Origin of the sequence: Delftia deserti (genome assembly GCF_042653485.1) — a bacterium.
Lineage (GTDB): Bacteria > Pseudomonadota > Gammaproteobacteria > Burkholderiales > Burkholderiaceae_C > Comamonas > Comamonas acidovorans.
Genome location: NZ_JBHSIH010000001.1, coordinates 1,831,897 through 1,854,301 on the forward strand (window position 1 = coordinate 1,831,897; position 22,405 = coordinate 1,854,301).

20 protein-coding genes are annotated in these 22,405 nt (G+C 65.8%); 8 read left to right on the forward strand and 12 right to left on the reverse strand.

Annotated elements, in window-relative coordinates; genetic code table 11:
* Positions 1-12: 12 nt before the first annotated feature.
* The 3 genes from ACFPFG_RS08735 to ACFPFG_RS08745 all read right to left on the reverse strand — a co-directional run bounded on the left by ACFPFG_RS08735 (position 13) and on the right by ACFPFG_RS08745 (position 2,156).
* Positions 13-1,020: a FecR domain-containing protein gene (locus ACFPFG_RS08735; protein ID WP_380106090.1), complete on the reverse strand. Its 1,008-nt coding sequence runs from the start codon at positions 1,018-1,020 to the stop codon at positions 13-15.
* A 1-nt stretch (position 1,021) separates the two neighbouring features.
* The gene (locus tag ACFPFG_RS08740; RefSeq protein ID WP_183018795.1) at positions 1,022-1,540 is read right to left on the reverse strand and encodes a sigma-70 family RNA polymerase sigma factor; all 519 of its coding nucleotides are present in this window, start codon (positions 1,538-1,540) and stop codon (positions 1,022-1,024) included.
* A gap of 103 nt (positions 1,541-1,643) precedes the next feature.
* The gene (locus ACFPFG_RS08745; RefSeq protein ID WP_380106092.1) at positions 1,644-2,156 is read right to left on the reverse strand and encodes a Bug family tripartite tricarboxylate transporter substrate binding protein; all 513 of its coding nucleotides are present in this window, start codon (positions 2,154-2,156) and stop codon (positions 1,644-1,646) included.
* Between ACFPFG_RS08745 and ACFPFG_RS08750 the strand changes: the two genes are divergently transcribed.
* Positions 2,079-3,434, forward strand: a complete 1,356-nt coding sequence (locus ACFPFG_RS08750) for an IS5 family transposase (RefSeq protein WP_183022144.1) — start codon at positions 2,079-2,081, stop codon at positions 3,432-3,434. The genes ACFPFG_RS08745 and ACFPFG_RS08750 overlap by 78 nt on opposite strands.
* Positions 3,435-3,843: 409 nt before the next feature.
* Here ACFPFG_RS08750 and ACFPFG_RS08755 read toward each other — a convergent pair whose 3' ends face one another.
* The 4 genes from ACFPFG_RS08755 to ACFPFG_RS08770 all read right to left on the reverse strand — a co-directional run bounded on the left by ACFPFG_RS08755 (position 3,844) and on the right by ACFPFG_RS08770 (position 7,046).
* Entirely contained in the window at positions 3,844-4,569 is a 726-nt protein-coding gene (locus ACFPFG_RS08755) for an HIRAN domain-containing protein (protein ID WP_183017764.1), read from the reverse strand.
* The gene (locus tag ACFPFG_RS08760; RefSeq protein ID WP_183017763.1) at positions 4,556-5,509 is read right to left on the reverse strand and encodes a HipA domain-containing protein; all 954 of its coding nucleotides are present in this window, start codon (positions 5,507-5,509) and stop codon (positions 4,556-4,558) included. Before ACFPFG_RS08760 ends, ACFPFG_RS08755 begins: the two co-directional genes overlap by 14 nt.
* Positions 5,510-5,887: 378 nt before the next feature.
* Positions 5,888-6,394, reverse strand: coding sequence for a BRCT domain-containing protein (locus ACFPFG_RS08765; RefSeq protein ID WP_183017762.1), 507 nt, complete (start codon positions 6,392-6,394; stop codon positions 5,888-5,890).
* Positions 6,395-6,422: 28 nt separating this feature from the next.
* On the reverse strand, positions 6,423-7,046 hold the full coding sequence (locus ACFPFG_RS08770; RefSeq protein WP_259649088.1) for a helix-turn-helix domain-containing protein: 624 nt from the start codon (positions 7,044-7,046) through the stop codon (positions 6,423-6,425).
* Between the two features lie 30 nt (positions 7,047-7,076).
* Here ACFPFG_RS08770 and ACFPFG_RS08775 point away from each other — a divergent pair, with 30 nt between their 5' ends.
* From ACFPFG_RS08775 to ACFPFG_RS08795, 5 genes are all read left to right on the forward strand, one after another.
* Complete coding sequence (locus ACFPFG_RS08775; protein ID WP_183017761.1) at positions 7,077-7,253, forward strand: hypothetical protein; 177 nt, start codon at positions 7,077-7,079, stop codon at positions 7,251-7,253.
* Between the two features lie 74 nt (positions 7,254-7,327).
* Positions 7,328-8,092 (forward strand): hypothetical protein, encoded by a 765-nt coding sequence (locus ACFPFG_RS08780; protein WP_380106096.1) that lies wholly within the window; start codon positions 7,328-7,330, stop codon positions 8,090-8,092.
* A gap of 320 nt (positions 8,093-8,412) precedes the next feature.
* Positions 8,413-11,001, forward strand: a complete 2,589-nt coding sequence (mutS, locus tag ACFPFG_RS08785) for a DNA mismatch repair protein MutS (RefSeq protein WP_380110244.1) — start codon at positions 8,413-8,415, stop codon at positions 10,999-11,001.
* Positions 11,002-11,056: 55 nt separating this feature from the next.
* Entirely contained in the window at positions 11,057-12,115 is a 1,059-nt protein-coding gene (locus ACFPFG_RS08790; RefSeq protein WP_183017760.1) for a proteasome-type protease, read from the forward strand.
* Complete coding sequence (locus tag ACFPFG_RS08795; RefSeq protein WP_197957036.1) at positions 12,112-12,999, forward strand: alpha/beta fold hydrolase; 888 nt, start codon at positions 12,112-12,114, stop codon at positions 12,997-12,999. Before ACFPFG_RS08790 ends, ACFPFG_RS08795 begins: the two co-directional genes overlap by 4 nt.
* 153 nt (positions 13,000-13,152) lie before the next feature.
* Here the strand turns inward: ACFPFG_RS08795 and ACFPFG_RS08800 are convergent, their stop codons facing one another.
* From ACFPFG_RS08800 to ACFPFG_RS08810, 3 genes are all read right to left on the reverse strand, one after another.
* Positions 13,153-13,605: a MarR family winged helix-turn-helix transcriptional regulator gene (locus tag ACFPFG_RS08800; protein WP_183017758.1), complete on the reverse strand. Its 453-nt coding sequence runs from the start codon at positions 13,603-13,605 to the stop codon at positions 13,153-13,155.
* Between the two features lie 69 nt (positions 13,606-13,674).
* Positions 13,675-14,658, reverse strand: coding sequence for a Bug family tripartite tricarboxylate transporter substrate binding protein (locus tag ACFPFG_RS08805; RefSeq protein ID WP_380106099.1), 984 nt, complete (start codon positions 14,656-14,658; stop codon positions 13,675-13,677).
* 54 nt (positions 14,659-14,712) lie between these two features.
* On the reverse strand, positions 14,713-16,713 hold the full coding sequence (locus ACFPFG_RS08810; RefSeq protein WP_312375402.1) for an acetoacetate--CoA ligase: 2,001 nt from the start codon (positions 16,711-16,713) through the stop codon (positions 14,713-14,715).
* A 391-nt stretch (positions 16,714-17,104) separates the two neighbouring features.
* Between ACFPFG_RS08810 and ACFPFG_RS08815 the strand changes: the two genes are divergently transcribed.
* Complete coding sequence (locus tag ACFPFG_RS08815) at positions 17,105-19,459, forward strand: DUF7933 domain-containing protein (protein WP_380106101.1); 2,355 nt, start codon at positions 17,105-17,107, stop codon at positions 19,457-19,459.
* A gap of 41 nt (positions 19,460-19,500) precedes the next feature.
* Here the strand turns inward: ACFPFG_RS08815 and ACFPFG_RS08820 are convergent, their stop codons facing one another.
* Complete coding sequence (locus tag ACFPFG_RS08820; protein ID WP_183017754.1) at positions 19,501-20,328, reverse strand: undecaprenyl-diphosphate phosphatase; 828 nt, start codon at positions 20,326-20,328, stop codon at positions 19,501-19,503.
* A gap of 193 nt (positions 20,329-20,521) precedes the next feature.
* Here ACFPFG_RS08820 and ACFPFG_RS08825 point away from each other — a divergent pair, with 193 nt between their 5' ends.
* The gene (locus ACFPFG_RS08825; RefSeq protein WP_183017753.1) at positions 20,522-20,800 is read left to right on the forward strand and encodes a PsiF family protein; all 279 of its coding nucleotides are present in this window, start codon (positions 20,522-20,524) and stop codon (positions 20,798-20,800) included.
* A gap of 362 nt (positions 20,801-21,162) precedes the next feature.
* Here ACFPFG_RS08825 and ACFPFG_RS08830 read toward each other — a convergent pair whose 3' ends face one another.
* Positions 21,163-22,392 carry a PepSY-associated TM helix domain-containing protein gene (locus ACFPFG_RS08830; protein ID WP_380106104.1) on the reverse strand — a complete coding sequence of 410 codons (1,230 nt, stop codon included), beginning with the start codon at positions 22,390-22,392 and terminating at the stop codon, positions 21,163-21,165.
* Positions 22,393-22,405 lie beyond the last annotated feature (13 nt).

Here is a 22,405-nt window from a genome sequence, read left to right on the forward strand (position 1 = left end):
CTCGCTTGATGGTCACTCGATGGTCACCAGCCAGCCGCGCTGGTAGACGTTCACGGCAATGGGCAGGGTCTCGGCCAGGGCCGCCAGGGCGCGGTCGGTGTCGTCCAGCGAGAACGTGCCGTAGACACGCAGGGCCGCCGCGCGCGGCGCCACGCGGATGAAGCCGGCGCGGTAGGCGCGCAGGGACTGCACCACATCGCCCAGCAGCTGGTCATGTGCCTCCAGCATGCCCTGCTGCCAGGCCGACGCGGTGCCGGGCTCGGTCGCATCCTCGGTAATGCCCGCCGGACCGAAGCGTGCACTGCGGCCTTGGGCCAGCACCTGGATTGCACCCTGTGGCGTGGTGATCTCCACGCTGTGCTCCAGCATGCTCACCAGGCTGCTGCCGGCCTCCTGGCGCACCACGAAGCGTGTGCCCAGCGCGCGCACCTGGCCGTGGACCGTGCGCACGATGAAGGCGGCGGCGCCTTGCCCTGCCTCCCAGGCCTGTGGCGCTGCATGCGCCAGCAGCGTGCCCTGGCGCAGGATGACGGTGCGGCGGCCAGGGCCGAAATCCAGGTCCGCCGCCGAGCGCGCATCCAGCGTGACGGTGCTGCCATCGGGCAACGCAAAATCACGCCGCTCGCCCGTGCCGGTGCGCAGGTCGGCAGCCCATTGGCTGATGGGTGTGTGGCGGTGGGCCACGAAGGCGGTGCCTACGGCCATGCCACCCAATCCCAGCGCGCCGCGCAGCAGGCTGCGGCGACGGCGGATGCGCGATTCGGCACGCTGCAGCGCCTGGCCCATCAGGCTGCCCGAGGCCGCAGGCGCGCCGGTGCGCAGCGGCGCCAGCATCTGCTGCAGCGGCGCCTGCAGCCGCTCCCAGGCCAGGCGGTGGCCGGCATCGGCCCGCAGCCATTGCTCGAAGCCCTGGCGCTCGCCATCGCTGACGGTGCCCGAGTTCAGCGTGACCAGCCAGCCCACGGCCGCCTCGGTGGCGGCATCCAGACTGCTGCCGTCCTGCGAAAGAGAAGCCGCCACGTCAGCCCCCGCGCGCAGCCGCAATGCCGGACTGCTGGCGGGCCAGCGCGATGGCGATGCGCCGGAAGGCCTCGGCCATGTGGCGGCGCACCGTGCTCAGGGAAATGTCCAGCTGGTCTGCGATGGCCTGGTAGGTCAGGCCGTCGATCTGGCTCAGCAAGAAGGCCTGGCGCGCCTTGAGCGGCAGGCCGTCCAGCGCCTGGGCGATGTGCTCCAGCGTCTCCAGCAGCACGGCCCGCTCTTCGGGCGAGGGTGCCAGCTCTTCGGGCTGCAGGGCCAGGGTCTCCAGATAGGCCCGCTCCAGCTCACGCCGGCGCCACAGCGTGAACAGCAGCCGCTTGGCAATGGTGGTCAAAAACGCACGCGGCTCCTGCACCACGGCAGCGGGGCGCGCGGCCACCACGCGCACAAAGGTCTCGGACGCCACATCCTGCGCCTCGGCCGTATCGCGCAGCCTGGCCTTCAGACGCGACAGCAGCCAGGCATGGTGGCCCACATACAGCTGCTGGACCTGGAGCATGGGATCTGGGGGCGTGTGCGGCACGGACATGGGGCGGTATTTTAGCCATCCGCAATAAGAATGGTTTGCATTCCACCGCTCCCCCAGGGCAGCCGAACCGCCCTCAGTTCATGCGCGGCAGATTCGCTGCCTTGATGGCCGCGCCCATGGACTCATGGCCCTGGACCAGCTTCCTGTGGTATTCGGCGCCGGTGAGCGGCGCCGGGTCCACGCCGGCCGACTCGAAGATGCGCACCACCTGGGGCCCCTCGGCGGCTGCCATGGCGACGCGCTCCAGCCTGTCGCGCAGGGCCGGGGGCACGCCCTTGGGGTAGGCCAGGCCGATCCAGGAGTCGATCTCCACGTCGTAGCCCTGCTCCCTGAGCGTGGGCACCTCGGGCAACTCCTTCCAGCGCATGGGGCTGGCGCTAGCGAGTCCGCCCTGAACAACTCGGAAGCCGTTGATCTGATTCGCGGTTCGTCGGGTTGATGGGCGCGGGATTTGCAAGGTATGGTTTTGCCAGTACCTGTTTTCTTGCAAATTCCTCCGAGGAGTCCGATGGGCCCGAAGCCTTCGCAGCCACACACGGTCGAACTGTTCCGCCCACGACTGGACGAGCAGATCAACATGAAGCACCCGCTGGTCCGACTGACCGCGTTGATCGACTGGTCCGAGATCGAGCGCACGTTCGCGGTGTCGTTCACTTCGGGCCGCGGCCGACCAGCCTTGCCGGCGCGCCTGGTGGCCGGGCTGCTGTATCTGCAGCACACCTTCGATACCTCCGATGAAGCCGTGGTCAACACCTGGGTGGAGAACCCGTACTGGCAGTTCTTCTGTGGCGAGACCTATCTGCAGACCGAACTGCCCATTGACCCGTCCAGCCTGACGCGTTGGAGAAAGCGCGTTGGGGAAGAAGGCTTGGAGACGCTGCTGGCGGTCAGCATCGATGCCGCCCGGCGTGGTGGCGTCGTGCAGAAGTCCAGCACGCAGCAGGTGATCGTGGACACGACCGTCATGCCCAAAGCCATCGCTCATCCCACCGACAGCCGGTTGCTGGATAAGAGCCGCCAGCATCTGGTCAAGGCGGCCGAGGAGAACGGACTGCGGCTGCGCCAGAACTACAACAGGGTGGCACCACGGCTGGCCGCACAGATCGGGCGCTACGCGCACGCCAAGCAGTTCAAGCGCATGCGCAAGGCCGTGCGCACGCTGCGCACTCGGGTCGGCCGCGTGCACCGCGAGGTAGCCCGCCAACTACACGTGTTGCCCGAAGGGGCCAAGGCCAAGGTGCAGAACCTGCTGCAGCGCACCGGTCGCATCCTGACCCAACGCACCAAGGACAAGAACAAGCTGTACGCCCTGCACGCGCCCGAGGTGGAATGCATCAGCAAAGGCAAGGCCAGGACACCGTACGAGTTCGGCGTGAAGGTCAGCATCGCCACCACGTTGAAGGAAGGCCTGGTGGTGGGCATGCGCTCCATGCCCGGCAACCCCTACGACGGCCTCACACTGGCCGAGACGCTGGAGCAAGTGGGCATCCTCACCGGCACGGACAAGCTGCCCGCCACGGCCATCGTGGACAAGGGCTATCGGGGCGTGGAGATCGAAGGCGTGCGCATCCTGCGCTCGGGACAACGACGCGGCGTCACCAGGACGCTGAAAGCCATGATCCGGCGGCGCAGCGCCATCGAGCCGGCCATAGGACACATGAAGATGGACGGGCGGTTGGGCCGCAATCCGCTCAAGGGCGCGCTGGGCGATGCGCTGCACGCGGTGATGTGCGGCGCCGGGCACAACCTGCGTCTGATCTTGGCCGCGCTGCGGCTTTATTGCGCCCGCTTTGGGCTGTGCATGCAGGCGGTCATCGCCGCGTTGATCGCCGCTCCAGCCAATCGCCGATCGGTCTGTGGCTAAGAACGGAATTGTTCAGGGCGGACTAGCGAGCAGGCGCATCAACGCCAGCGGCCAGGCCATCGCCCCATGCACATCACGCGCGAATGGGCGACCAACACCGATGGCACACGGCAGACCGCACCAGCTACACCGGGGTGCGCGCGTACTGGCACGATGGCAAACACGCCCGCCGCAAGGGCGTGGTTGCCGGCAGCCCCACCGGCAGCGTGAAGACCTTGAAAGACACCTTCTCCAGCGCCGAGGCTGCGCGCCAAGCCGCGCAGTCCGAGATGCATAAAGTCCATGGAGCATGCCCTAGGTGATGGCGGCTTCACCACGCAGATTGAGCTGGAGCTGCAGGGCGATGGTGATAGCGCAGTCAGCAGAGGCAATCGACGACGACAGCTGAAAAGCGGCCGCCGGCAGCTGCTCACTTCGGTTGGGCTGTGATCGCTATGTAGATCAAGGGCCGCTCTGGCGTACCGTTCTTCTTGCAAACCTTAGCAGTCACAACCGCATGCTCCAGCCAGCCGTGAACATTGGTGTTCACAACTCGGTTGATGTAGCCCATCTTCTTTCCACCAATATCGACACGGATCGCCTCCGGATCTGTTTCGTTTTCTGGCTCCAGGATCAACTCGGCGACGTCTTCCACACGCACTGCCTCAACGTCCTGCAACGTAGCGTAGTGCCGCGTGCCAGCAACCTCAGTGACGAGCTGGCAGGGCAGCTTGGTGCAGTCAAAGACAGGGGACAGCGAAAACCCATCGCTGGGCAGACGGGCGCCTGTGTAGCCTAGCAGCGCCAAATCCGACAGCGCAAACGGATGGGGTAGTAGGTGCCTCTGTAGGTACGCCGGGAAATCCTCACGCTTACGAGGTGGTAGCCTGCGCATGAAAGTCTGGAGCACATCGCTCCAAACAGATTCCTTTTCATTCAGGCGGAACGCGGGGTGCCCCTTGAACCCATACTCGCGTGCAGCACGGAAGTCAGGCGTATCGGAAAGGTAGCGAAACGTCACAACAGACGGATCATCTGTTGGCACGAGTTCGCCCACCACATACCGATAACGCGCCTTAGGGTTCGTTGCCGACTCCAAGCCTTGCCATGTCAACAAGAGCCGGGAAGGCTCACAAAGATGGCTAATTGAACTCATTGAGCAACTCTTTCAAAATTTCAAATCTACGCAGCAAGTTTCGTTCGATCCACGCAACACGATCTTGCTGCAGATGGCGGTATGGCACTGGTGGCGCCAGGTTCAGGAGGTCTCTCAAACATGCGCTCAACCGCGCAGGTGGTACCTCTAGCCTAGCTCGCAAGTCAGCGATATCAGCACTGGCCTGCCATGTTTTAAGCGCTGTGCGTAGTAGCGAGAAAAGACACACTCGATCATCGCCACGCTCCCATGTGACGTGGCTTCGACCGTTGAGGATGTAGCGATCAAGCTCATCTTGCGACCAGTCTTGGACGATGTGCGGAAACCTGTCTTGCCCAAGGCTGGTTCCGTTGTCGAACAGCGGGGCAAGTCGCAGGGTGTCGAAGTTTGGACTATAGATAAGTCCCCAATTCTCTTGATGCCGGTCAGTGTTTCCGATCAACGCATCGAAAGCAAGCGTGTTCAGCCACCATGTGTGCCAGTCAAAGCCCTTCAACCGCGTCCGCGCCAAGGCCTTCATCAGCATAGAAATGTCGGTGAGGTTGTGCGCCTTACCTAACTTGCGGTCGAAATCAGGGTTCACAACCTGCAACAAATCCCCTGCGGGTACAAAGTGCTCAGTCGTGTCGTCATAGAACCACTCAACCAACGCCCCCACGACCCCGCTGGGCCGATGCAGGCCAACATAGGTCGGAGGGGTGTCGAAACCCAGCATAGCGCCTACTCTGTAGGCAACAATCTCTCCCCAAAACTGGTCGGGGTAGCGTTGCTGAGAACGTTTCAACAGGTACCGACAACCTCCCGTCAAAATCTTGGAGCCATGCTCCAGCGGAGCAATCACCGCGTCCTTGGCGCGCGCACCGGCTGGAAAGATGCCAAAATTTTGGTCGATCTCCCAATCACTTACATCAATGATGTGATCTTGTACTCTGTAGGACATAAGCGGCGGAGTTCCTCTTGCCTCGGTATGCGCCTCATAAGGCTACTAGCGCAAATAGCTCTTCTTTCCAGAATCCGATATACAGTACTGCCCACCCCGTGGCCCGGTGCAAACGCCACCGGACCGGCATGAGCAGTCACCTGAAGATGCCCCGGCCCGGCTGGGGGCCACCAACGCACGCGGTGACGACTGTCCAAGCTCGGCGCTGCAATGGCGCTTGCTGCCGCTGACCGAGCCGTCATTGCACACAAACTGCGCGCCTGAGCAATGCGCCACGCCGCCCTTGCTGCCGCTGCAGGGGTAGTTTGCAGACCATGCCGGCATGGCAGACGTCAGGCACGCCGCGAATGCAATCGCAAAATTAAGGCTGCGCATTCCTCAGGCGACCACGCCCAACTCGACTACCGTTTCGTCGGGCAGCTCACCTGTTTCCAGCAGCGTGGTGAAATGCTCCTGAGCCACTACAAAAGCCCCTCCGGCTCGGGCCTTCTCGATCTTGAGCGCACCAGCACGGGGGCCACAAACGAGGAAAGTGATGCCGTTTGCCATGGTCTGCATGACCTGTAGGCCAGCTGCGTCGGCTTGGCTCTGCATGGCATCGCGTGTTGCTGAGGCGAAGCCTGTGAAATGGATGCGAGGGCGAGCATCGACCGGGGCGCCACGCACAGGCCGCGGTGGAGGCGAACTGCGGGGAGTGCCCAGCAGCGCATCGCTACCGTTCAGGTACTCGCTCACGCGGTCTTTGCGGAACGTGAGCACGCTACCCTTGGTAGTGCAATGCCCTTTGATGTAGTGGCCGATCTCGGCCCAATTCAGCAGCATGCGCTCGGAAACCTCCCCGGCGCCATTGCGGTAAACAAACCGCATCTCGGGCTGTGCAGCCATGCTCGTTCCTCCCTGTTGAAAGCCCTCTCTATGCGCGTGCAGCAATAGCCGCCAGCGTGCGCAGTGCAGCCTGTGCCTCTGCGGGCGCCTTGTCGTAGTGCTGCAGCAGCTGCTGTGACTCAGAACTGACTGAGGCCGCCGCGCCGGCATCACCGCCCGCCGCGCCTGCGCGCAGCGACAGCAGCACATAGCCCACATCCACACCCACGGCGTGCAGTTGCTGCAGCGCCTTGGCGTCGGGCACGAACTCGCCTTCTTCAAATTTCAGCAGGGCCAGGCGGTCCACGCCGGACTTGGTGGCCAGTTGGCCCACGGTCAACTCCAGCCGCTTGCGCTCTTGCACCAGGCGGGCCGCAAGCGTGGCAGCGGGCTGTACATGCTCTATCGCGCTGGGGTCAAAAGTACGTATGCCCGTGAGCACATAGCCGGAATCCACCCCGAACCCGCGAATGGTGTTGAGGTAGCCAACATCAGGCAGATTTGCCCCCGTCTCGTAGTTCGATTGAGTGTTCTTGGACACCCCGCCCAGGGATGCAAACGCCTCTTGGCTTAGGCCAAGCCGTTTGCGCTCCTCACGCAACCTTTGGAAAAATTCATCCATTTTTTTGGTAAATCCGTTGATTATCACAAAAAATTGCGCAAAATACACCATGCCTTGTAACAACCTAACTCCAGATACTACATGACCACCCCAGCGCACCACACCCGCCACCGCTCGGCCACGGTCGAGCCCCTGATGTACTCCAAACGCATTCCACTGGGGATGACCGGCGAAGAGCTGGAACGCGCATGGGACGGCGCCCCGCACGAGGGCCGCATCGTGCTGGGTCAAACCGACACCGCCGCCGAGCGGCGCTGAATCGAGTGCGGCCAAACATTCAGCGCCACGATAGAAATCACGCGCACCCTGAGCCCCAACGCCGCGCCCCATGCATGGCCCGAGCCTCTCTTGCCGATGCCCACCAAGCAGTCCTCTTCGCAGCAGGAGTGCTCAAGCACACGGTGAAAAGCATCCTGTACGACGGAGCACAGGAGCGCTACTCCTGCCCGCACCTCAGCCGGGCATTTGCAGCGCTCAACCAACTTCCTGCTCCCGGTTGCTGCCCGGCAACCAGTCCAAATGAGCCGGTGAGGGTGGATCTGCTTTCACTGCTCGCCCTCATCAGCTCGGAACTGGAGTTCGCTCGCGACACATTCCGAGAGAACCGGCTCAGTGCAGCAGGTGAAGCGGCCTTTGTTCATGGACTGCTGAAACACGCCTTTGAATTTGCAGACCGGCTGTTCGGGGCCTACAACGAGCTTCCCCACTCCTTGGACGACCTGCGCTTCCTGGCCAGCTTTGCTGCAGCCAAGGAGGCTGGCAACGTTATCAATACCTTCGGCAGCCAGGCAGATACAGCATCACCAGTCACAGCGGCATCGCCGTTGCTTGGAAGCGGCCACCGGGCCAGTGAGTTGCTCATTCGTTGCTCGTTCGACATCGAGGCAGCAGCCCACGCCGTGACAGCGCTGGGAGATCAGATCACGGAACCGGAGCAGATTCAGATCGCCTCGCTGATTCGCTGCTATGGCGCACGCATCGCGAAACTCAACAGTGTTCTGATGAGCTATCTCACCGGGGACGAAGTGATCACCCTGGCGGATGCGCAGCACGCCTTGTACCAAGGAGCCAAGCAGTTGCCAGAAGGAGCCCTGTGACGACGTACGGCGGAAATGGTCCCTTGGATTGAGCGCAGCGCATTTGTGCGCCGCGATCTACGCCCCCTTTGGCGCGGCGTCCAACCTCGGGTAGTCAATAATGTGACCTTTGCCCGCCACCACGCCCCACACGATGGATACGGCCCAAGGCGGGCAGCACGACACAAGAACATTTGCGCCTTCCTGCGGCCCCGCGCCTCCCAGGCAGGCCCTGCCCGGCACCTGCATGCCGCCGCAACCTGTTGATTCCCAAGCCAATGAGCGACCTCTCGCAAAGCACACAGCCCTCTCCGGCCCCTGATCTGTCGGCGCACACGCCCATGATGCAGCAGTACCTGGGCATCAAGATCAACTACCCCGACACGCTGGTTTTCTACCGCATGGGGGATTTCTACGAGCTGTTCTTCGGGGACGCGGAGAAGGTGGCGCGGCTGCTGGACATCACGCTGACCACGCGCGGGCAGACGGCGGGGCAGCCGATTCCCATGGCGGGCGTGCCCTTCCATGCGCTGGAGAACTACCTGGGCCGGCTGATCAAGCTGGGCGAGTCGGTGGCGATCTGCGAGCAGGTGGGCGAGGTGGGCGCCGCCAAGGGCCCGGTGGAGCGCAAGGTGGTGCGCGTGGTGACGCCGGGCACGCTGACCGACAGCGAGCTGCTGTCGGACAAGAGCGAGGCGATCTTGCTGTCCCTGCACACGGCCGGGCGCCAGCGCTGCGGCCTGGCCTGGATGGCGGTGACGCAGGGGCGCATCCACCTGGCCGAATGCTCCCACGACGAGCTGGGCGCCTGGATTTCGCGCATCGCGCCCAGCGAGCTGATCTACAGCGCGGGCGTGACCGAGCGTTTCGAGCAAAGCCTGTTCGCGCTGCGCCATGGCGGCTCCATCGCCTGCCCGCTGTCGCCGCGCCCCGACTGGCAGTTCGACGGCGGCCTGGGCGAGCGCAAGCTGCTGGAGCTGCTGGGCGCGGCCAGCCTCAAGGCCTGGGAGGCCGAGGATCTGCCGCTGGCCCATGGCGCCAGCGCCGCCCTGCTGTCGTATGCGGAGCACACGCAGGGCCGCAGCCTGTCGCACATCCACGCTCTGCAGGTGCAGCGCGACGATGAGCTGATTGCGCTGCCGCTGGCCACGCGCCGCAACCTGGAGCTGGTCAAGACGCTGCGCGGCGAGGATTCGCCCACATTGTTCTCTCTGCTGGACACCTGCATGACGGGCATGGGCAGCCGCCTGCTCAAGGCCTGGCTGCTGGAGCCGCGCCGCGACCGCACGCAGGCCATGGCGCGGCTGGAGGCCACGCGGGCGCTGCAGGGCACCAGCGCAGGCGGCATGGCCGCGCCCTGGCAGCAGTTGCGCGAGCAGCTCAAGGGCGTGAGCGATGTGGAGCGCATCACGGCGCGCACCGCGCTGCGCCAGGTGCGCCCGCGCGAGCTGGTGGGACTGGGCCGCACGCTGCACAAGGCCGCCGTGCTGGCCCAGGCCGGGCAGACGCCCTCGGCCCACCTGACCCAGCTGTTTGCAGACCTGCAGCCGCCCGAGGGCTGCGCCGAGCTGCTGGTGCGCGCCATCATGGAAGAGCCGGCCGCCCTGGTGCGCGACGGCGGCGTGTTTGCCACGGGCTACGACGCCGAGCTGGACGAGCTGCGCGCCATCCAGAACAACTGCGATGACTTCCTGCTGGAGCTGGAGGCCAAGGAAAAGCTGCTGACCGGCATTCCCAACCTGCGCGTGCAGTTCAACAAGGTGCACGGCTTCTATATAGAGATCACCAACAGCTACAAGGACGCGATGCCCGAGCGCTACCGCCGCCGCCAGACGCTGAAGAACGCCGAACGCTACATCACGCCCGAGCTCAAGGCCTTCGAGGACAAGGCCCTGTCCGCGCAGGAGCGCGCGCTGCAGCGCGAGAAATTCCTCTACGAGCAGCTGCTGGACCAGCTGCAGCCCCATGTGCCGGCGCTCACGCGCGTGGCCGGCGCCATTGCCGCCATCGACGTGCTGTGCACGCTGGCCGAGCGCTCGCTGACGCTGAACTGGTGTGCGCCCGAGTTCGTGAACCATCCCTGCATCGAGATCGAGGCCGGGCGCCACCCGGTGGTGGAGGCCCGCATGGCCGAGACCTCCAGCGGCAGCTTCATCGCCAACCACACGCGCATGAACGCCAACACGCGCATGCAGGTCATCACCGGCCCCAACATGGGCGGCAAGTCGACCTATATGCGCCAGGTGGCGCTGATCGTGCTGCTGGCCAGCATGGGCTCGCATGTGCCGGCGTCCAGCTGCCGGCTGGGGCCCATCGACGCCATCCACACGCGCATCGGCGCGGCCGACGACCTGGCCAATGCCCAATCCACCTTCATGATGGAGATGACCGAGGCCGCGCAGATCCTGCACTCGGCCACGCCGCACAGCCTGGTGCTGATGGACGAGATCGGCCGGGGCACCAGCACCTTCGACGGCCTGGCGCTGGCCAGCGGCATCGCCACCCAGCTGCACGACAGGACGCGCGCCTTCACGCTGTTCGCCACGCACTACTTCGAGCTGACCGAGCTGCCGGCCAAGGCACGCGCGGCCGTGAACATGCATGTGAGCGCCGCGGAGTCGGGCCAGGACATCGTCTTCCTGCACGAGATCCAGCCCGGCCCGGCCAGCCGCAGCTACGGTATCCAGGTGGCCAAGCTGGCCGGCATGCCGGCCGGCGTGCTGCACCACGCGCGCCATGCCCTGGAGGCACTGGAGGCCCATGCCGACGAGGGCCGGCTGCAGGTGGACCTGTTCGATGCGCCCGACATGCCCGAGCCGGAGCACCAGCACAACCCCCTGGCCGAGGCCCTGGCGGCCATCAACCCCGATGCGCTGAGCCCGCGCGAGGCGCTGGAGGCCCTCTACCAGCTCAAGAAGATCGCTGCCTGAACGCGGTCACTCTCCGCGCACTAAACTCGCCATTTCCGCAGATTCGGACGCCCCCATGACTTATTGCGTTGCCATCAAGCTCAACGCCGGCCTGGTTTTCCTGGCCGACTCGCGCACCAATGCCGGCCTGGACCAGATCAGCTCGTTCCGCAAGCTCATGGTCTACGAGAACCCCGGCGACCGCTTCATGGTGCTGCTGTCGGCCGGCAACCTGTCCATCACCCAGTCGGTGCGCGAGCTGCTGGAGAGCCAGCAGCTGCGCGACGAGGCCACGGGCGACATGCTGACCATCTGGAACGTGCGCAGCATGTTCGACGCGGCCCGCGTGCTGGGCGCGGCCGTGCGCCATGTGTTCGAGCGCGACGGCGTGGCGCTGTCCCGCTCGGGCGTGGATTTCAATATCTCGCTGGTGCTGGGCGGCCAGATCCAGGGCGAGAACATGCGGCTGTTCCAGGTCTACTCGGCGGGCAACTTCATCGAGGCCACGAGCGAGACGCCCTACTTCCAGATCGGCGAGTCCAAGTACGGCAAGCCCGTGCTGGACCGCGTGATCACGCCGCGCACGCCGCTGGACGAGGCCGCCAAGTGCGCCCTGGTCTCCATGGACAGCACGCTCAAGTCCAACCTCTCGGTGGGCCTGCCGCTGGACCTGATCGTCTACGAGAAGGACCGCTTCGCCTCCGACAAGATCGTCAGCATCGACGAGAGCAATCCGTATTTCCGCATGCTGCACGACAGCTGGGGCGAGCGCCTGCGCCATGTCTTCGACAGCATCGAGGACCCGGCCTGGGATGGCGGTGACTCCGCAGTGCCCATCCGCGTGCACAGCCGCCAGGCCCAGCCGCTGACCAAGGTCACCGCGCCGGCCGGCGCCCTGCGCGCCAACGCGCGCACCATGGGCCGGCTGCCGCCTGCGGCGCTGCGCCAGCCCTATCACAGCGGCGCGGGCGCAGGCCTGGGCACCTCCACGGCCGACGGACTTGCGACATCGCCCATGACCCCCCTGCAGCCGGGCCCGGGTTCGCCCGTACGGCCCGATGCGGGCCAGCCCTCCGGCCACCAGCAGGGCTTGCCCGATGGTCCCGCGCAGGCCGGCCAGGAGCCTCAGCCGTGAACCCGGCCCGGTCCGCGCAGCGGGCCGCGAGCGACGCGGCGGCTGCAGGCACGGGTACGGGCTTGCGCACTGCATCGGCACCGCTGCCCGTGGTGTTCTCGCATGCCAACAGTTTTCCGCTGCCCACCTACCGGCTGTTGTTCTCGCTGCTGGCCGAGCGCGGCATCGCGGCCCGGGGCGTGGAGCGCTTCGGGCATGACCCGCGCTTTCCCGTCACCAACAACTGGCCGCACCTGGTCGAGCAACTGGCCGAATTCACGCGCGCCGAGGTGGAGCGCGTGGGCGGCCCGGTCTTTCTGGTCGGGCATTCGCTGGGCGGTTTCCTGAGCGTGATGACGGCCGCACGCCACCCCGAGCTGGCGCGTGGCGTGCTGCTGATCGACTCGCCATTGCTCAGCGGCTGGCGTGCCAATGCCGTGGGCGTGGCCAAGCGCACCCAGCTGGTGGGCTCGGTCTCGCCGGGCAAGATCAGCGCGCGCCGCCGCAATGCCTGGGACAGCGACGAGGAGGCGCTGGCCTACTTCCGCGCCAAGAAGGTGTTTGCGCAATGGCACCCGCAGGTGCTCCAGGACTATGTGCAGGGCGGCCTGGCCGATGTGGACGGCCGGCGCATGCTGAACTTCACGCGCGAGGTGGAGACCGCCATCTACAACACCTTGCCGCACAACCTGGCCTCGCTGCTGCACCACCATCCGCTGCGCTGCCCGGCGGCCTTCATCGGCGGGCGCGCCTCGGTGGAAATGCGCCAGGTCGGAATGGACCTGACCCAGCGCATCACGCGCGGGCGCGTGATGATGCTCGACGGCAGTCACCTGTTTCCCATGGAGCGGCCCCATGCCACGGCCGCGGCCATCGAGGCTTCCTTGCTCAATCTGCTGTCCTGAGCCGTCAAGCCGCCCGCCTCGAATTCCCTCCTCCAGCGGTCCGGCGTGATCAGACGGCAGTCGCTGCCGAACAGCACGCGGTCCTTGGGTGTGGAAGCATGAGTGCGGAAGTCGATGGCAATCAGGCCTTGGTGTTTCAGGAAGGGGGGCCGGCTAAGCGATCGGCCAAGCGGCGCAATCGATCATCTTGTGCAGCAGCCCCAGCAACTGCTGCTTTTCTTCGGGGCTCAGCATGCTGCTGGCTTTCTGCTCCAGGATTTCCACCCGCACCGCCGCCTCCTGGTGCAGGCGATCGCCCTCGGCCGTGAGATAGAGCAGCGACAGGCGCTTGTCGGCAGGGTCGGCCTCGCGCCGCAGCAAGCCGCGCGTCTGCAGCCTGTCCATCAACGCCGCCATATTGGGCTGGGAAATCATCACGGCCTCGGCAATCTGGCGCTGGGACGCGCCTGGATTGGCCGCGACAAGGGACAGCGCTGCGAACTCCGAGGGCTTGAGATCCAGCCCCAGCATGTGCCTTGCATAGTGGGGGCGCACGGTCGCATGGGCCAGGCGGGCGCAATGGCCCAGTTGCTGCATCAGAAAATCTTGGCGGAGTTCGGACTTCATCGGCGATGGGGTGGCGCAACCAAAAAAAGCACTGCCCCGCTCGTCGAGCCGGCCGTGCTGCAGCCCGGGTCAATCCAGGTGGATGCGGGCCTCCCTGATGATCTTATGCCACTTGGCACGGTCCTCTGCGGCCCTTGCCTCGAACTCGGCCGGCGTACTGCCGATGGCGCGTATGGAGAGCCTGGAAAAGCGCTCGCGGACACTGGCGTCCTGCAATGCCTGGCGGGCTTGCCTGCAGAGAAGATCAATGACGGCTTGCGGCGTGCCCGCAGGTGCCACCAGTCCGAACCAGGAGACGATCTGCAGACCGGGAAAGCCCGCCTCCGCCGTCGTGGGCACATCGGGCAGGCTGTCCAGGCGCTGGGGACCGGTCACCGCCAGGGCGCGCAGCTTGCCGGACTGTATGTGGGGCAGCACCGAGGGCGGCGACTCGATGCCGCCCACTACGTGGCCCGAGATGATGGCGCTCGCCGACTCGGCCCCGCCCTTGAAGGGTACGTGCACCACGGGCACGCCAGCCACGCGCTGGAACAACTCCGCCGCGAGATGGGGCGTCGCGCCGTGGCCCGGCGAACTCAGCGTCACCGGCTCCTTGCGGCTGCGGCCCCAGCGCACGAACTCCTGCATGTCGCGGGCCGGCACCTCATTGGCGACCGTCAGGATCAAGGGCATTTCGCCGATCACGGAGATGAGCGCGAAATCCGTGGAAGGAGAGTAGCCGAGCCTCGAATAGAGAGCATCGTTGATGGTCAACGTGCTGCCCGGGACGAGCAGCAGCGTATGGCCGTCTGCCACAGCCCTGGCCACATAGGCACTGCCGATATTGGAGCCCGCGCCAGGACGGCTCTCCACCATGACCGGGGCCTTGGTGCTGCGCGCGATGCTGTCGCCGACAAGCCGTGCGATCACGTCCACGGGGCCTCCCGGTACATACGGCACGATGATTCTGATGGGCCGGGACGGATAGCCCTCGGCGCGCGCCAGGCTGGCGACACCCGGCATGGTGCCGGCCAGGGCCAGCGCAGTCATTGAGGCGAATCGGCGGCGCAGCATGGGGCTGATCTCCTTTGTGGTCAAAGACGGGATGCCCAGGCCCTGGGGGGCATTTCATTCCTCGCCCGCGCCAGCAGCGCCCGGCACCCGGTACTGGACGAAGAAATCGATGCTGCGCGGATTGGCCATGGCGTCAGGGCTGGCCACCTTGGCGGGGTCGGCGCCCAGCAGCAGCTTGCGCACGGGCAATTCCATCTTCTTGCCGGTGAGGGTGCGCGGCACCTCGGCCACCTGGACCACGGCATCGGGCACATGGCGCGCCGAAGCCTGGGTCCTGATGGCATTCCTGATCTCGATCACCAGCGCATCGGTCAGCGCCATGCCCGGCGCCAGTACGACGAACAAGGGCATGAACGAGGGACGGCCCAGGAACTCCAGGTCCACGACAAGGCTGTCCACGACCGCAGGGATCTCTTCGACGACGCGGTAGATCTCGGCCGTTCCCATGCGGATGCCGAAGCGGTTGATGGTGGTGTCGGAGCGGCCGTAGATGACGGCGGTTCCTCGCTCGCTGAACGCTATCCAGTCTCCATGGCGCCAGCAGCCGGGAAAGGTGTCGAAATAGCTGTCGCGGTAGCGCGATCCATCGTCGTCGTTCCAGAAATGCACGGGCATGGACGGCATGGGCTCGGTGATCACCAGCTCGCCCATCTCGCCGACCACGCTGCGCCCCTGCTCGTCGAAGGCGTGGGCTGCCACGCCAAGCTCGCGGCACTGGATTTCACCCGCATGCACGGGCAACAGCGGCGCGCAGGCCACGAAGCCCGCAGCGATGTCCGTGCCGCCGCTGACCGAGGCCAGCCACAGGTCGCGCTTGATGCTGCCATAGACCCAGCCATAGGCCGGCAGCGGCAACGGGGACCCCGTGCAATGGATGGCACGCAGCTTGCTGAAGCTGCGGCCACGGCCCGGAACCACGCCCGCCTTCATGCTTTTGACCAGGAAGGCCGCGCCACAGCCGAACAGCGTGACCTGGTGGCGGTCGATGAAATCCCATAGCGCGTCGTCGTCGGGCGAGGTCGGATTGCCATCTGAAAGCACCACGGTGGCCCCGGCCAGCAGGCCGCCGACCATGAGATTCCAGACGATCCAGCCCGTACTGCCCAGGAACATGAAACGGTCGCCGGGCCGCACATCGTGCTGCAGCCGGTTGGTCTTGAGGTGGGTGAGCACGATGCCGCCATGGCTGTGGACCATGGCCTTGGGCAACCCAGTCGTTCCCGAGGAATACACCACCCACAGCGGGTGCGAGAAGGGCACGCGCTCGAAAGCCAGTTCGGCCGGCCGGGCCAGCGCATCGTCCCAGGCCGAGGAATGGCGCCAGGGCAGCGCGCAAGAGGGATCGCCGGGCCTGAACAGCGGGCCGGGTACATGGATCACATGCTCTATCCCCGGCAGTCCCTGCAGCACTTCGTCGAGCACGGCGCGGCGGTCGAAGGACTTTGCGGCGTAGGTATAGCTGTCGGTCGCGAAAATCAGCCGGGGGCCAATCTGCCGGAAGCGGTCCAGCACGACGCTCCGGCCCATCTCGGGCGCACAGCTGGACCAGACCGCGCCAATGCTGGCGCAGGCCAGAAATGCCACCACCGTCTGCGGCACGTTGGGCAGATAGGCCACGACACGGTCACCACGCCCTATGCCGAGCCGCCTCAGCGTGGCCGCCAGCGCACCCACGTCGCGGCGCAGTTGCCGCCAGGTCAGCTCGACCGGCTCTGCCGATTCGCAGCGCGCAATGAGGGCGGGCCAGCCGCTGCCGGCGTTGCGAAACACATGCTCGGCGTAATTGAGATGGGTGTCGGGAAACCATTGGGCACCCGGCATGCCGCGCTCGCCCAGCACGCGGGCCGGGTCGCCGTCGGCCTCGATGCCGAAGTAGTCCCAGATCGAACGCCAGAAGCCATCCAGGTCCGTGACCGACCACTGCCATAGAGACTGATAGCCATCGAAGCCCAGGCCTCGCTGCGCGGCCAGCCAATCCATGTAATGCGCCAGGCCGCTTTGCGCGATCTGCTGCGGACTGGGGCTCCACAGCAACTGCCCTTGTTCTGCTGCCATCACCCGCTCCCTGAAAGTTATGAAAAAAACATATTTTTTATAACTATAGAACGGCCACACATAGCCAAGACCAGGGTTTTCCATGGTCATGCGTCCCTGCTCCCTGCCATGCAGGCTGCGCCCAGGGCTTCGCTGCTCCACCGGAGCGGCCCCTCATCCGAGCACGCTTGTGATGCCCCGAACAGGGTGGGGCCTGCCAATCCTGCTGATAGGAAACATAAATTGACTTTGGCTTTTCTTAATACCCCGTATATTCTCCTAGGACAAGTCCTAGCAGGCTGCCGTACTGCTACGCATCTTTCGGGAGGACTGCACCGAGCGCAGAAATCCCCGAATGCAACACCGGCTGCCTGTGATCCATTTCAAGAGGGAACGACATATGCCGCCGCCAATGAACGCGACCCGCCACCAGCACGACCATTCAATCCACGCCCCGTCTTTTCTTCGCGCCCTGAAGCTGGCCTTGTCCGGCGCAGGCCTGGCGCTGTGCCTGGGCGCACTGCCCGGCCATGCGAGCGCCGCGCCTGGCGTACCCGCCCCACCCGTCGTTGTCTGGAGCGAGGATTTCGAGAATCTTCCCGTGCCGACCTCCAGCATGGATGGCACGGACCTGCTGCTCTACGTAGGCCTGAACCCGGTCGGACAGAAATACACCGCCGATCCGCTGTGGCGGATGGACGCCAAGCATTGCAACGGCATCATCGCGACCTTCAACGCGAACCCCACCTCAGCGGCCATGGCCAAGGCATGCGTCGAACGGCGCCATTGGAACGGTCTCCAGCAAATGGCCGAGGTCGCCGGGCTGTTTGCCGGCAGGACGGCGTCCGATGCACGAAAAAACCATGCGATGGCAATGCTGACCGTGGGGGGCAGCTATCCCGTGAACTCGACCACGTTTCGCACGGCCAGCAACATCCCGCTGCCACCAGGCGCCGACCGCCGGTTCTTCAGCGGCAGCATCGACGTGGTCGCTACGTTTTGCGATGGCGTCTACCTCCATCCCGCGCTGAGGTTTTCGCTGGTCAATGACTCGGGTGTTGCGCTGCCGCTGTCCGCGACCCCCATGGATCCATGCCAAGGTGGGAGCAGGTACTCGACCAGCGCCATCGGAGACGCGAGCATCAGAGCGGCGGTGGCGCAGACCGTCACCTCCCCGGGCGCGTTGCTGTTCAGCGGCAGCTCCGTCGGCTTCATGCTCCACAACGACCAGACCAGCGAGACCGGCAACGACGCCGCGATCGACAACGTCCGCATCCTGGATGTGACACCCCAGCTGGACAAGGCCTTCACCCCTGCCAATATCACGCAGTTGCAGACCGCCCGGCTGACGCTGACCATCACCAACACCACGGACCTGCTGGCCAAGAATGGCTGGTCCTTCACCGACAGCCTGCCGCCCGGCTTGGCCGTGGCGGGCAATGCCGGAACCACCTGCGGGGCCGGCACGGTCGTTGACGCCGCGCCCGACAGCACGCGCGTGACGGTGACGCAGGGGAACCTTGCGCAAGGCGCAGCCTCCTGCGAGGTCTCCGTCGATGTACGCCCCGCAGGCCCGGGCAGCTTCAGCAACGGCGCCGGCAATCTCACGCTGGCGGGCCTGAACCCGCCCGCCGCGCCCGCCGTGCTCGAGGTCACGCCCGTGGCCGACATGCAGGCCACGGATGTGGGCCTGCCCAGGGAAATGACCGTGGGCATCGAGGTAAACGGGCAATTCGCCTGCATGAATGCCGGACCCAGCGCCGCTGTCGGGGCATCGTGCGAGCTGACGGGCCTGCCCCCTGGCGCGTTGACGTCCTGCACTCCCACCTCGCCCACGACGTTGCCCCTGGAGAAGGACGCCAGGATCGAGTGCACCGTGAAGTTCACCCCCACGAGCACGGGCGCGGTGACCGCCATGCTCATCGCGGGCAGCAGCACGCCCGACCCCCTGCCGGCCAACAACAGGCGGGCCCACCCCTACGACCCCACCCAACCGCAGGCCGACATGCAGGCCATGGCCGCCTCGCTGCCGACGGACATGACCGTGGGAAGACCCGTCACGGGCTCGTATTCCTGCAAGAATGCAGGGCTCGAGGCCGCAGCCATGGCCACCTGCGCCATCACGGGGCTGCCCGCAGGCGCCTCCATCTCCTGCACGCCCCACACGCCCACGGCCGCGCCGCTGGCATCGGGCGACTCCATCTCCTGCTCCGTAGCATTCACGCCTGCCAAGGCGGGCTCCCTGTCCGTGACGGTCACGGCGGGCAGCGCCACCCAGGATCCGCTCCCGGCCAACAACACCTGGAACGGCATCCATACGCTCGTCGAGCCAGTGGCCGACATGCAGGCCACGGAAGTGGCGTTCCCATCGACCGTGGGCGCAGGCACTCCCGTCACCGGCACGTTCACCTGCAGGAATGCAGGCCCTGGTGACGCCACGGCGGCCACCTGTGCCATCACCGGCCTGCCCTTGGGAGTCCATGCCTCCTGCACACCGGCCACGCCCACCGGCACGCCGCTGGCCTCGGGCGCGGAAATCTCGTGCTCGGTGGCCTTCACGCCGGCCACGTCGGACCCGCTCAGCCTGGTCATCACGGCGGGCAGCAGTAGCAGCGACCCGGTGCCGACCAACAACTCCCTCACGCACGCCATGAATGCGGCGCTGCAGCCGCCGCAGGCGATTCCTGCCACGGGTACTCCCGCGCTGGTGGCGCTGAGCCTGGCCGTGCTGTTGGCGGGCCTGCGCCTACGCCGCCGCCCACGCTGAGGGCCGGCAGGCCCGGGCGGCGTCAGGCTGCGAAGGGGGCATCAGCCCTCGCTCCAGCCGACCACGCCCGTGAAGGCCGTCACCAGCACGATGATGCCGAAGGCAATGCGGTACCAGGCAAACGGCACGAAGCTGTTGGTGGAGATGTAACGCAGCAGCCAGCGCACGCACAGCCAGGCGCTGATGAAGGAGAACACCAGGCCCACGGCGAACATGGGGATGTCGGCCGCCGACAGCAGGGCACGCTCCTTGTAGAGGCTGTAGACACCGGCGCCGATCAGCGTGGGAATGGCCAGGAAGAACGAGAAGTCGGTCGCTGCCTTGCGCGACAGCCCCGCCAGCATGCCGCCGATGATGGTGGCGCCGCTGCGGCTGGTGCCGGGAATCATGGCCAGGCACTGCATCAGGCCGACCTTCAAGGCATCCAGCGGCGTCATCTCGTCCACCGTCATCACGCGCGTGGCCGATGCCGGGCGGCGCTCTGCCCACAGGATGACGAAGCCGCCCAGGATGAAGGTGGTGGCCACCACGGTGGGCGTGAACAGGTGCGCCTTGATGAACTTGCCGAAGATCAGCGCCAGCACCACGGCCGGCAGGAAGCCGATGATGACGTTCAGCGTGAGCCGCTGCGCCTGGCGGCTGGTGGGCAGGTCGACCACGGTGGAGCGGATCTTCTGCCAGTACACCAGCACCACGGCGAAGATGGCGCCGGTCTGGATGGCGATGTCGAAGACCTTGGCCTTGGCATCGTCGAAGCCCAGCAGCGAGCCTGCAAGGATGAGGTGCCCGGTGGAAGAGATGGGAAGGAACTCCGTCAGTCCCTCCACGATGCCCATGATGGCGGCCTTGACCAGCAAAAGAATGTCCACGGCAAGCGTCCTGTCGCAATGCAAAAGTGCGCCATTATCTGCGCTGGCCGTGGCTTGCCGGTGTCCTCCTGCCCGTCTGTCGGCGGCAATCGCAAACTTTTACAGCGCGCGGCCCGCGACGTTGCTGCGCGCCCGGCACTGTGCTGCAATGTGGGTGCGCTGGACTTCAGCGCGCCTTCAAAACCATTCCATCATGAAAAAAATCGTTGTTCTGGCAGTCGTCTCCCTGGCCTGCAGCATCGGCATGGCCGCCGGAGACAAGGCCCCCACGGCCCAGCAAAAGCTGATGGGCACCTGCAACACCGAAGCCACCGGCAAGAAAGGCGACGAGCGCAAGGAGTTCATGAAGTCCTGCCTGTCCGACGGCAAGAAGCGCCAGCAGGAACGCATGAAGACCTGCAATGCCGACGCCACCGGCAAGAAGGGCGACGAGCGCAAGGCGTTCATGAGCGAGTGCTTGAAGAAGGACTGAAGCTCCCCCTGAGCGGCTGACGCCGCTTCCCCCCTCTACCCGCTTCGCGGGGGAGGGGGACGACGCCCTCGGCTAGGCGCCCCCGCCGTGAGGCGGCTCTTGCTCGGCGTCTCTGGTGTCGGGCCGCGCCAGATTTGGAGGCTGCGCCCTATTTCTGCAGCAAGCTTTCATTGAAGCCACCGTTTTCGGTGGCTTTGCTGTTTAGGCGGATAGTTTTCTGATTTGGCTATCAATGGAGCCGTGCACTACCGACAGCCGTTCAAACTCGCAGGGCTCAAGCGCGGGCAGCCGAGCAAGGGCCGCCCCGCAGTGAGGGCTGCGTCCCCCTCCGCGAAGCGAGAAGGGAGAAGCGGCGCAGCCGCTCAGGGGGTCATCTTCCTAGCCCTTCGTTTGCGCCACCAGATGATGACGCCGGTGATCGACAGGACGGCGACGAGCACGCCGACGAAGGACATGAGCACGCGGCCGGGGGTGCCGAGGATGCGGCCGCTGTGCAGGGGCAGCTGCAGCTGGACGAAGACGTCGGCTGCCGTGCCGTGCCAGGGGCGGTAGGTGCCCAGGACTTCGCCGTTGTCCGAGCTGACGTAGATGTTGGACAGGCCCATGCCCATGGCGCCGGTTTCGTCGTGCGGGTCGAAGAAGGAGATGTTGTAGAACGGGAAGTCCCCGCCCCACCAGATGCCGCCGGCGGGCTGGGCGAAGCCCAGGCGCTGTGCTTCTTGCTGGGCGATGGCGATGGCCTGGGCGAACGAGACCTGGGGCACGAGAAGCGTGCCCTGGGGCGCGGGCTTGAGGGTTTCGTAGGGGCCGGGCGTGGTGGTGGAGACGGTGCTCATCACCGGGTAGAAGACTTCGCGGTACAGGTTCAGCGAGAACGAGGTGAAGGCCACGATGACGATGACGGCCCAGACCCACAGGCCGCCCGCACGGTGCAGGTCGAAGTTGAGCTTGTAGGCGCCGCCGCCCCAGCGCACTCGCCATGAGGGCAGCCAGCGCCGCCACCACGATCCCGCGGCCGCCGTCAGGCGCGGGACGCTTTTCCTGAGCTTGACGGGAAAGGTCAGCAGCAGCGCGACAAAGCTGTCGGCCACCCACAGCAGGGCCAGCGTGCCCATGAACCAGTAGCCCCAGCGGTCCGTTCCCCAAAAGCGCGGGGCCAGCAGGCTTTCGTGCAGGTGGCGCAGCCAGGGCATGAGGTTGCGCTGGCTGAGCGCGAAGCTGCGCCCGTTGCGCTGGCCGGTGATCCGGCCGCTGACCGGGTCGACGAAGACCGTGTCATAGCCCAGCGCAGGCGCCTGGCCCGTGGCCGGGTCGGGCCGGGGGCGCACCATGAACATGGCGGCCTCGCCCTCGACCAGGCCCAGGGTCATGTAGCTGATCTCGGCGCGCGGCTCGCTGGCCTGCACGGCGGCGGCCAGCTCCAGCGGAGTCTTCAGCGCGCCGCGGGCCGGAGTCTCCAGCATGTCGGCGTTGAGCCATTCGTCGATTTCATGGTCCCAGGACAGCACGGCCCCGGTGAGGCCGGCCATGGTGAGGAAACCGGCCAGCACCAGGCCGATCCAGCGGTGCACCACCGTCCACAACGCGCGCATGCTTCAGATCGCT